General features: G+C 58.9%; 10 protein-coding genes. All 10 read right to left on the bottom strand.

Going from position 1 to position 10,254, the window contains the following annotated elements; all coding sequences use genetic code 11:
- Window positions 1–1,226, bottom strand: a 1,226-nt coding sequence (locus ABYO54_RS08810) for an autotransporter assembly complex family protein (RefSeq protein ID WP_372807881.1), incomplete at its 3' end; no start/stop codon positions are given.
- Window positions 1,227–1,325: 99 nt separating this feature from the next.
- Window positions 1,326–2,381: a 23S rRNA (adenine(2503)-C(2))-methyltransferase RlmN gene (gene rlmN, locus ABYO54_RS08805; protein WP_372807880.1), complete on the bottom strand. Its 1,056-nt coding sequence runs from the start codon at window positions 2,379–2,381 to the stop codon at window positions 1,326–1,328.
- A gap of 172 nt (window positions 2,382–2,553) precedes the next feature.
- On the bottom strand, window positions 2,554–4,587 hold the full coding sequence (locus tag ABYO54_RS08800) for a glutamine synthetase III (protein ID WP_372807879.1): 2,034 nt from the start codon (window positions 4,585–4,587) through the stop codon (window positions 2,554–2,556).
- 297 nt (window positions 4,588–4,884) lie between these two features.
- Complete coding sequence (gene lpxD / locus ABYO54_RS08795; RefSeq protein ID WP_372807878.1) at window positions 4,885–5,910, bottom strand: UDP-3-O-(3-hydroxymyristoyl)glucosamine N-acyltransferase; 1,026 nt, start codon at window positions 5,908–5,910, stop codon at window positions 4,885–4,887.
- A gap of 1 nt (window position 5,911) precedes the next feature.
- A complete protein-coding gene (locus ABYO54_RS08790; protein WP_372807877.1) occupies window positions 5,912–6,529 on the bottom strand; it encodes an OmpH family outer membrane protein in 618 nt (205 codons plus the stop codon).
- 210 nt (window positions 6,530–6,739) lie between these two features.
- Window positions 6,740–7,174, bottom strand: a complete 435-nt coding sequence (locus tag ABYO54_RS08785; protein ID WP_372807876.1) for an ExbD/TolR family protein — start codon at window positions 7,172–7,174, stop codon at window positions 6,740–6,742.
- Between the two features lie 3 nt (window positions 7,175–7,177).
- Window positions 7,178–7,582 (bottom strand): ExbD/TolR family protein, encoded by a 405-nt coding sequence (locus ABYO54_RS08780; RefSeq protein ID WP_372807875.1) that lies wholly within the window; start codon window positions 7,580–7,582, stop codon window positions 7,178–7,180.
- A 52-nt stretch (window positions 7,583–7,634) separates the two neighbouring features.
- Window positions 7,635–8,405 (bottom strand): MotA/TolQ/ExbB proton channel family protein, encoded by a 771-nt coding sequence (locus tag ABYO54_RS08775; RefSeq protein ID WP_372807874.1) that lies wholly within the window; start codon window positions 8,403–8,405, stop codon window positions 7,635–7,637.
- A gap of 27 nt (window positions 8,406–8,432) precedes the next feature.
- On the bottom strand, window positions 8,433–9,314 hold the full coding sequence (locus ABYO54_RS08770; RefSeq protein WP_372807873.1) for a tetratricopeptide repeat protein: 882 nt from the start codon (window positions 9,312–9,314) through the stop codon (window positions 8,433–8,435).
- Window positions 9,314–10,254, bottom strand: a 941-nt coding sequence (locus ABYO54_RS08765; protein WP_372807872.1) for a tol-pal system YbgF family protein, incomplete at its 5' end; no start/stop codon positions are given. The genes ABYO54_RS08765 and ABYO54_RS08770, both read right to left, overlap by 1 nt.

Genomic DNA, 10,254 nt, shown 5'->3' with positions numbered 1-10,254 from the left:
GGATTGAGGCGATCGTCGCGATAGTCGATAATGCCCAGCGCCGGGAAAAGCACGAAGGCATGCCGATCGGAACTCCCGAGTTGATCCACCCGGGAATACTTGAAGCCCAGACCGCCGCCGGCCTGGATTTTCGACGTCAAATCGCGCAACAGCAGGCCGCCCAGACGGGTCTGGTTCGCGTCGTAGGCGTCCGGCGTCTCAATCGTGGCGGCGAGATTGAGCACCAGCGATTGGTTGGCGGCCAGGAAGCCCGGACGCGTCAGCTGAGCCTCCGCCTCGGTCTCGACCGGGTTCCACCCGACCGAGGTCTCAAACCGGTCGCCGCCGCCGAAAAGACTGCGGTGCTCCCAGTAGATGCTCGCCCCGGGGCCGACATCGGAATAGTTCACGCCCAGCCGGATCGTCTTTTGGTCGCGCTCCTTCACCGTCACGCTGATCGGGAGGGCATTGGTTTCGGCGGCCGACTCCATCGGCGCCACCTGCGCCGTACCGAACAATCCGCTTCCCAGCAGACGGTTCTGGAAATCCCGGACCAGCTGCGAGTCGTAGCGGCGCCCCTCGCTCCAGGGAATCTGGCGTTCGATGTAGGACGGCTTCAGACGCTCCAACCCAACGACCACCATCGGGCCGAAATAGGCCATTTCCCCCGGATCGAAGACGAGTTCGAGATCGACCGTCTTGAGTTCCCGATCCACGTTGAGCTTCCGGCGGTCGAGTTGGGGAAAGGGATAGCCCCGGCGCTTCATCAAATCGAGAATGCGTTGCTGTTCCGCAAAAACCGTGGCCGCCACCGCGCGGTTGTGGCGGCGGATCATCGGCTTGATTTCCTGGAGTTGCTCGTCCGGCTCGCCGGCAAAGCGCAGTTGCACATCGCGGAACCGGTATTGTTCGCCCTGCTCGACGCGGATATAGACGCGCGGGGGAGTCTGCTCCGCATCCAGCTCCAGCGCCACTTGGGCGTCGTAGAAGCCTCGCGACTCGAGAATGGCCTTGATGCGGGGAAGATCCTTTTCCATGCGGCGGCGCAGTTGCCCGATGGTCGAGGGCGGGCGGTGGCGCATCATGATCGTGGTGGCCGTCTCCTTGATCGCCTTTTTGACGCCCCGATCGTCCGCGCCTTGGATGACGACCTTGTAGGATACTCCTTCGGGATGGTCGGTGGTTGCACACCCGAAGCAAACGAGCATGCACACCAGCACCGGCACCCTATGGAAAAGTCGTTTCATAACCTGGCGCAAAGCCTAGCGCATTCGCCGGCAGAAATCAAAGCGTGGTTCGATCGATTGCCGGAGGCCCCGAGCCTGGACGGCACCTCCCGGCCCCAATCAGCTATCCCGCAGGCTCTTGCCCAGCGATTTGCTTCGAAGCTGGCCGCAGGCGGCGTTGACATCGACGCCCTTCGACCAGCGGACGGTCGTATTGATGCCGGCGCGTTCCAGCTGCCGGATAAACGACTCGACGGTTTCGCGCCGGGAGGTTTTTCCTTCGTATTCCTCGATCTCGCTGAGCGGGATGAGGTTGACGCGGCACGGGAACGTGGAGAGCAAGCCGATCAGCTCGCGGCAATGTTCGTCGGTGTCGTTCACGTCGCGGATCATGGTGTACTCGAAGGTGATGATGCGCTTGGTGTTCTTCGTATATTGGCGGCAGGTCTCCATCAGCTCATCGAGCGACCAGGAGACATTGACGGGCATCAGCGCGTCGCGCACATGGTTCGAAGGCGCGTGCAGGGAAACGGAGAGCTCGACCTGCAACCCCTCCTCCTCCAGCCGCTGGATGCCCGGAACCACGCCGCAAGTACTTATCGTGATGCGCCGCGCCCCCAGGCAAAACCCGTCGGGATCGTTCAGGATGCGTACGGCGCGCATGACCTCGTCGTAATTGTCGAACGGCTCGCCGATGCCCATGAACACCAGATTGGTGATGCGGTCGCCATATTCACGTTGCGCGGCCAGGGCCTCGCCCACGATTTCCCCGGCCTTCAGATTGCGTTTTACGCCCAACTGGCCACTGGCGCAAAACGCACAACCGAACATGCAACCCACTTGGCTCGATACGCATACCGTGCGGCGGTCGGGCGCGGGAATGAGCACCTCCTCGATCAGCTCGCCATCGATCAAGCGGCTGAGGATCTTGCGCGTACCCGTGTTGGATTCCTGCACCTCGACCTTTTCGAGCGCCCGGAACACGAAGGCGTCCGCCAATTGCTCGCGCAGGCTTTTGGGAATGTTTTTCATTTCGTCCCAATCCTGCGCCTCGTGGTGGTAGAGCCATTGCCAGATCTGCTTTGCGCGGAACTTTTTCTCGCCCGCCCGCACCAGCCAGTCCTCCAACTCGGAAAGGAAGATGCCGTGAATGAATTGTTTTTCGCCGTTTTGCATAATGCGGCGGAGTAAGACACAGGCGCGGGGAACTATGCAAGCAGAACGAAAGAGAGATCGCCCCGGCCCGGGGTTGCCGAAGCGCGAAAGCCATCCCGCCAACGGGATCGGGGCCTCGAACAAAAAAAAGGCCCCGCGCAAGCGGGGCCTTTCGTGGATCTGTCCGGGTCGATTAGACGAGGAGCAGTTCGGAGTAGCTCGGCAGCGGCCACAGATCGGAAGGAACGAGTGCCTCGAGGGCATCGACCGATGCGCGGAGCTCGCCCATGGCCGCAATCTTGGCAACGGTGCCTTCCGCCGCTTCCAGCTTGGCGATCCCCGCAATGGTGGCTTCGAGCAAACTGGACATTTCGGCGGTGATCCCCGCAACCGCCGGAACGGAGGAGTATTCGTTGATCGCCATCACGGCAGCCGGAACCAGCATCGTTTTGGCGATATCCGCCGCGGTGTTGGCTTCGATGTTGATGATGGTCTCGTAGGTTTCCTCGTAGATGTTGAAGCGGGACTCCAACTCTTCGTTGGTCAGGACGTTATATTTCGCGAAGAGGTCCTTGGCCTTCTGCGTCTGGAGCATCGGCAGCGCGTCGGCGGTGGTGACGAGGTTGGGCAGGCCGCGCTTGGCCGCTTCTTCCAGCCATTCGTCGGTGTAGCCGTCGCCGTTGAACAGGATGCGCTTGTGTTCCTTGATGATGGAAGCGAGGACATCCTGCAGAACCGCGTTGAACTCGCCGCCCTTTTCCAGACCGGCTTCGATCTGCGTGCAGACATAATCGAAGGCTTCGGCCACAATGGTGTTGAGCACGACGTTGGCGCCGGCCGGGCTTTGGTTGGAACCCACGGCGCGGAACTCGAAACGGTTGCCGACGAACGCGAACGGGGAGGTCCGGTTGCGGTCGGTGTTGCCACGGGGCAACTTCGGAAGCAGGTCAACCCCCAGGTGGATGTAGCCGCCGTCCTTGGAGTTCTTGGCACCGCCAGCTTCGATCTGCTCAACGATATCGGTCAGCTGTTCGCCGAGGAACACGGAAACCACTGCGGGAGGAGCTTCGTTGGCGCCGAGGCGATGGTCGTTGCCGGCCGTGGCCACCGAAGCGCGAAGCAGGTCGGCGTGGGTGTCGACGGCCTTGAGCAGGGCAACCACGATGGTCATGAACTTGGCGTTTTCGTGCGGGTTGTCGCCCGGCTTCAGCCAGTTCTTTCCATCCGGGCCCATGATGGCCCAGTTGTTGTGCTTGCCGGAACCGTTGACGGCCGCGAAGGGTTTTTCGTGGAGCAAGCAGGCGAAGCCATGCTTCTCGGCGGTCACCTTCAGCACGTCCATGGTGATCATGTTGTGGTCGACGGCGAGGTTGAGGGTTTCGAAGACCGGAGCGATCTCGAACTGTGCCGGGCAAACTTCGTTGTGGCGGGTTTTTGCCGGAACACCATACTGCCAGAGCACGGCGTCGAGTTCGGCCATGAAGGCGGCGACGCGCGGCTTGATGGCACCGAAGTAGTGGTCGTCGAGCTGCTGGTGCTTGGTGGCGCCCTTACCGAAGAGCGTGCGGCCGGTGCGGAGGATGTCGGGGCGTTCGGAAACCAGATCGAGGTCGATCAGGAAGTATTCCTGCTCGGAACCGAGCGTGGCTTTGGCCATTGCATCGCCGCAGTCGACGCCGAAGAGTTTGCCCAGACGTACGGTCTGGTCGGAAAGCGCCTTCATGGAGCGCAGCAGCGGGGTCTTTTTGTCCAGGGCTTCGCCATGGTAACCGCAGAAGACGGTCGGGATGCAGAGGGTGGCCGCGCCGACGGAATCATACTTGATGAAGGCCGGGCTGGTCGGATCCCAACCGGTGTAACCGCGGGCTTCGAAGGTGGCGCGCAGGCCGCCGGACGGGAAGGACGATGCGTCCGGCTCGCCTTGGATCAGCTCGCTGCCGGCAAAACCGGTGACCACGCCGCCTTTGAAATCGGGAAAGATAAAAGAGTCGTGCTTTTCGGCGGTGGAACCGGTGAGCGGCTGGAACCAGTGCGTGTAGTGGGTCGCGCCCTTTTCCATCGCCCATTCCTTCATCGCTTCGGCGACTTCGTCGGCGATGCTCGGATCCAGCGCGGAACCGGAATCGATAGTGTTTTTCAACGAGGCGAAAGTCGGAGCCGACAGACGGGCTTCCATGACCGGCAGGCCAAATACGAGTTCGCCGAATCCTTCGATGGTTTTCTTCATTTTATCTCCTTAATAATTAATCGCCCCCGGCAAGCCGGCGGCAATGCACCCTACTGTAAACGAAACCGGGCTTCCGAAACTCGAAAACGTCAGTTTTACATTATTATCGTTACGATACGAAACGGTTCGGCTATAGCATGTAGTGTACCAAGCAAACCCTCGAAACCTATCCCCGTCCAAACAAGATGGTTACAAATATTTCCGAAACCAACCCGCCGGCGCATTCGATGCATTTTTGTACTCCGGCGCGCGATGCTCGGACAAATATGGCGCAAAAACCGGATAATTGATCGAAAACTACCCCCGCTTGAGTGTTGCAACATCGGCCTCAAGCTGCCGCACCTTCTCTTTCAATTTGGGCAGCGTCACCATGTTGGCAATCATCTTCTTGGTTTGCATATGGCTCATCGCGGGCGAACCGATAACGAAATCTTTTGCCGGGATATCCTTCATCACGCCGGCCTGCGCGCCGACGATCGCCCCGTCGCCCACCTCGAGATGACCGGCCAACCCCGACTGTCCGGCCATGATGACGCGGGCGCCGACCGTGGTGCTGCCCGAGATGCCCGATTGGCCGCACATGACCGCATGCTCGCCGATCACGACGTTGTGGGCCACCTGGACCAGGTTATCGATCTTGGTTCCTTTGCCGATCCGGGTCTTGCCGAAACGCGCCCGGTCGATCGCCACATTGGCGCCGATTTCCACGTCGTCCTCGATGACGACGATGCCGATCTGCGGAATCTTGGTGCGCGATCCGTCCACTTGGACGGCATAGCCAAAACCGTCGGAACCGATTACGGTCCCGTTGTGCACGATGACCCGATCGCCGATCCGGCAAAACTCGCGAACGGAAACGAGCGGATACAGCATGCAATCCGCGCCGATGACCGACTTGTAGGCCACCACGCAATTGGCTTGAAGCACCGTGTTGGCGCCAATCACCACGCCAGCCTCCACCGTGCAGTTCGGACCGATCGAAACCCCCTCGCCCAACTGCGCCGATTCGTCTACGACCGCCGAAGGATGCACTCCGGCCGGCGGAACGGGAACGGGCTCGTAGAAGAGCTCCGCCGCCTGCGCAAACGCATGGTCGGAGTTGCCGCAGCGAACCAGCGCGCAGGCGACCTCGCGATCCCAATCCAGCGGAACAATGACGGCCGATGCTTTGGTTGTTGCGACTTGCGCCGCATATTTCGGATTGGCCAGGAAGCTAAGATCCCCGGAGCCGGCCTCCTTGAGCCCGGCCACCGACCGGATCTCCAGATCGCCATCGCCCTCCAGCAAGCCGCCCAACTGCTCTGCAATATCCGCCAGCTTCATCCTATTCCCCTTCTTTCTTCTCGACCTCGAACTGCGGCTGATCGACCTGGGTCTTTTCGCGGCCTTCGTTCAACACCGCCAGAACCTGCGCCGTGATGTCGAGGCGCGGCACGGAATAGAGAACCGTATCGGTCCCGATCCGGCTCTGCGCGGAGCGGTCGACCACGGCATCGTAGCCTTCGGCCTTGGCGAGACCGATGATCGCTTCGTGGATTTCATCGAACAGCTTTTTGGTCATGCGCGTGTTCTGTTGCTCCATCTGCTGCATGCGGAGTTTCTCGAAATCGGCCATGTCCTTCTCTTTTTTCTGAAGGTCCACCAGCTTTTCCTCGAGCTGGTCGCGCTTGTTCTGGCGGACCTCCGCACTCAACGTGGAGTCGCGCGAGTCGGAGCGGAGCACCTCGATCTCTTCCTTCATGACCTTGACCTCGGCCTCGATCTCCTCGCGCTCCATCTTGATATCGTCCGCCTGCTGACGGATCTGGTCCTGCGCCAATTCGGTCTTATAGAAGCGCTTGAAGACTTCCTGCAGGTCCACAAAAGCAATTTCATCGGCGGCATTCGCGCCACTAACCGCCAAGAAGGCGGCCATCATCAAACCAGGGAAAAACCGTTTCATAGTATCGTCCTTTCAATCCAAAACAGGTCGAAACTGTACTCAACCCGCAAGATCCTGACAAACAAATCGTTTGCCTTTCCATTTTCCGGAATCCTCCCGGAACAGGGGCAGGCCACACGGTACCGCCATACGTAAAAAAACGCCAAGGAAACCCCTTGGCGTCTGATAGGCAACGAGGCGCCGCATTTCCCGGCCCCTCGATCCATCCAACTACATGGTCATGCTGAACGACATGTTCTTCACGTTGGCCGCCGCACAGGCGTCCATCACCTTGATAATCCGTCCATGCAGGGCCTTATCGTCCGGAAGAATGTTGACGATCAGGTCACTCCCCGACGAGTCGGCCGCTTCCTTGAGCGAAAGCAACTGGCCAATCAGGTCGTCGAGGTTGTCCTCATCCTTGCCGAACATCATGCCTTCGACGAGAATGACGCCATCTTCGGAAACCTCGATCAGCACCTCGATGGGCAACTGAAGCGGCTCGGTGGTTTCCACCTTGGCCGGAAGCATGAAGGAGAGATCCGCTTCTTTTTTAACCAAGGAGGCCGTCACCATGAAGTAGATGAGTAGCAGAAACACCACATCGATAAGCGGAGCGATTTCCAGCTCAGCCTTCTTGTTCATCATTTCTTCAATAAGTTTCATCTTTTATTCCTCGAAGGTTGCATAGATGAGGTCCGTCGCGCCTACGGACCCGCAAGCGATCATCAGATCCTTGCAGGTCTTGTATTCGACCCGATAGTCGGCGCGAATCAGGATTCTCAGTTCGGGATTGAGGTTCAGCTCCGCCTCAATCATCGGCTTCAGTTCTTCCATGGTCACGGGCAAGGTGCCATAGTAGACTTGGTTTTCCGAGTCGATCGAGAGCATCATTCTGCCCTTCATGTCCTCCGGAACCTTGGCGTGGGAGGATTGAGGAATCTCAACCTCCACCTTTTCGAGTTCCGTCACGACCGAAGCAACCATGAAGAAAATGAGCAACAAGAACACAAGGTCGATCATCGGCCCCATGTCGATTGACACGTCATCTCTGGCTGGCGACTTAATTTTCATTCCACACCTCGCGTTGGAGGGTTACAAAACAATGGCTACCAAGCCGCGGAAACTACTCGGCTGACTCGCCGAAGCCCAGCGGAAGTTCGCCGGTTTCGAGCGTATCGAGCAATCCACCAATGTTACGGCCAAGCGTTGCAGTGGTCTTGATGAAACTGTTGCGGAAGTAGTAGTAGGCCAGCATCGACGGAATCGCGATCAGCAGGCCGGTTGCGGTGGTCACGAGGGCCTCACCAATGTTACCGGCGAGGGCTTCGGGTTTACCCATGCCCTGCGAACCGATGGTCTGGAAGGCCTTGATCATACCGGATACCGTACCGAGCAGCCCGAGCATCGGGGCGGTGGCACCGATGATCGAAAGATAGTCGATCGGCTTCATGTAGGAGGTGATTTCCTCGGTGGACGCTTCCTCGATCCCTTCCTTCACCTTGGAAAAGTTGATTTCGCGGGTGGTGGAGCAACGCTCGAGACCCGCCTGGAAAACGTAGGTGAACAGCGTTTGGTTCTCTTTGCAGAGGCTGTGGGCTTCAACGATCTTCTTATCCTTCATCAACTGGATGAATTCCGGGATCAGGTCCGGGCGCAACAGCACCTTTTCGCGCGTGGCGAGACCGTTCTGCACGATGAAATAAACCATGCCGACGGACATCAGCCCCAGCGGCCACATGGCCCAACCGCCCTGTTTGATCATCATCCACAAAGTGGTTTTCTGTACGCTTGGCGCCGGTGCCGCGGCGGCGGCTTCGGTGGCTTCCTGTGCGAACGCGATCGGCGCGGCCACCAGACTCAGGCAAAACGCCAGTTTGATAATTTTTTTCGTCATTCTATTACTCCTTCATTCCTAGTCGGTTTAAGCTTCTTCCGTTGTTTCCAAAGATTCCTGCAATTCCTTCTCGGCCCGCAGCTTTTCAATCTTGAGCTTGAGCTTCTGCGCCATATCGTCCTCGTTGGTGTCCTTATACAGCAGCGAAATCTGGCGGATCACCTCTTCGGCCGAATCATACATGCCGAGTTCGGTATAGATTTCCGCGCAGAAAAACTCGGCCGGTTGCATCCATTCGGGATTCTGGCTGTTGAACGCGATGATTTTCGCCACCAGTTCCATGGCGGAGGAATAGTCCTTCTTCAACGCCAGCAACTTGGCCATGATGTACAGCTTTTCGGGCGGGGCATCTTCGCCCAAATTCTGGTCCCAGCCATATTTGCTCATGACGGCCTGCGCCTCTTCGGCTCGGCCGGCATCGATCAGCGCCAAGGCTTGGTAGACGCGACTGCGTTCCTGCAATTCGGGATTACGGTCATCCTTGGCGAGCTTGGCGGCAATCCCCAGCGTCATGTCGTAGTTTTTGATCTTATAGTAGGTCTCCATCAGCGAGGATTTGTAAGGCGTCAGGTTCGAGGGGATGTCGTCATACTCCGCAAACGGGGCCAGCATGCGTTCGAGTACCGAAATAATGTTTTCGTATTCGCGCTCGCGGTTGAGGATGTTGAGCCGTTCCAGATCGACCTCTACCTCGAACTCCAGCTCCTTGATGGTGGAAGCGCCCACCCGGATCGGCCGGGGCGACGCGCCGGTCGAGAACTCGATCCAGTCGCCATCGCGACCGACGATCGACCCTTCCCACGACTTGTCGCCGGGCATGATGAGTTTGCACTTGAGCGAGGCGGCGTCGACGGATGCGGCCGCAACAAGCAGGCCCGCAAGCACAACGGTAAAAATCGGCTTGTTCATTACTGTACCCCCAGTTTCTTGAGCTGTTCGCGGACCTTTTCCGCAAGCGGGTTGGTGTTGACATATTCGTCTTCAAGCATGGCTTTAAGCGTGTTGACCGCATCGGCCTCCCGGCCCAGCTTGATCAAACAGTCGGCGGCGGCGAGGTAGCCCTTTGCGGCCCAGTCGCCATCGGCATAGCTTTTGAAGAGCAGGTAGGTGCGCTGATAGAACGAGTGCGCCTCATCGAACTTCTCGATCGCCACTTTGCAGTTCCCCATGCCGAACATGGCTTCGGCCTGAATTGGTCCGCGCCATTCGCTGACGCTCATGCAGGTGTTATAGGAATCGAAAGCGGCCGTAAAATCGCCCATCTTGAATTCGGTATCGGCTTTGGTGAGCTGCGCCCAGCCCATATGCGGTTCGGCACCGAACATGCCCTGCGCCGCATCGATCGTGCGAAGGACAGCCGTGTAGTCCTGCTCGGCCAGGTATTTGAAGGTACGGGCGCGGTAGCCATGCCACAGCAGGTCCGAATCCTCGAAGTTCTCGATGAAATAGTCGGAAATGCGCTGCATCTCGCCCGTATTGCCCGTGGCGACCGCCGCATCGCACATCAACGCCAGCGCGGCCGGGGACGCGAGCTCGAGCTCCAGTTTGGAATCGAGCAACTCGGCGCCGAGGGCCTCCGTTGCCTCGTCGCCCAGCAACATGGCCTGGGAGATCCGCAGGCGCAAACGGAGCACTTTCATCCGCGGATCGACGCTGGTGAGCTGAAGTTTGATCTTGAGGGCCAGCCCTTCGCGATCTTCGTCGGAAAGGTGGAAATCGGCCACTTTGACCAACTCCAGCATGATCTTGTCGACCCCCTGCTTGGACGGATCGTCGCCGAAGCGCTCGATGGCCGAAAGATAGGCGGTGACGGCTTCGGACACCTGGCCCAGCTCGATCTGGGACTGGC

This window comes from Pontiella sp. (assembly GCF_041622395.1).
GTDB lineage: Bacteria > Verrucomicrobiota > Kiritimatiellia > Kiritimatiellales > Pontiellaceae > Pontiella.
Note: the sequence above shows the minus strand (reverse complement) of the source record. Positions and strands in the feature narration are given on the sequence as shown.

Excerpts from the sequence above, each read along its gene's own strand:
- rlmN (WP_372807880.1), bottom strand. The coding sequence starts at position 2,381 with ATGCAAAACGGCGAAAAACAATTCATTCACGGCATCTTCCTTTCCGAG.
- ABYO54_RS08800 (WP_372807879.1), bottom strand. The coding sequence starts at position 4,587 with ATGAAGAAAACCATCGAAGGATTCGGCGAACTCGTATTTGGCCTGCCG.
- lpxD (WP_372807878.1), bottom strand. The coding sequence starts at position 5,910 with ATGAAGCTGGCGGATATTGCAGAGCAGTTGGGCGGCTTGCTGGAGGGC.
- ABYO54_RS08790 (WP_372807877.1), bottom strand. The coding sequence starts at position 6,529 with ATGAAACGGTTTTTCCCTGGTTTGATGATGGCCGCCTTCTTGGCGGTT.
- ABYO54_RS08785 (WP_372807876.1), bottom strand. The coding sequence starts at position 7,174 with ATGAAACTTATTGAAGAAATGATGAACAAGAAGGCTGAGCTGGAAATC.
- ABYO54_RS08780 (WP_372807875.1), bottom strand. The coding sequence starts at position 7,582 with ATGAAAATTAAGTCGCCAGCCAGAGATGACGTGTCAATCGACATGGGG.
- ABYO54_RS08775 (WP_372807874.1), bottom strand. The coding sequence starts at position 8,405 with ATGACGAAAAAAATTATCAAACTGGCGTTTTGCCTGAGTCTGGTGGCC.
- ABYO54_RS08770 (WP_372807873.1), bottom strand. The coding sequence starts at position 9,314 with ATGAACAAGCCGATTTTTACCGTTGTGCTTGCGGGCCTGCTTGTTGCG.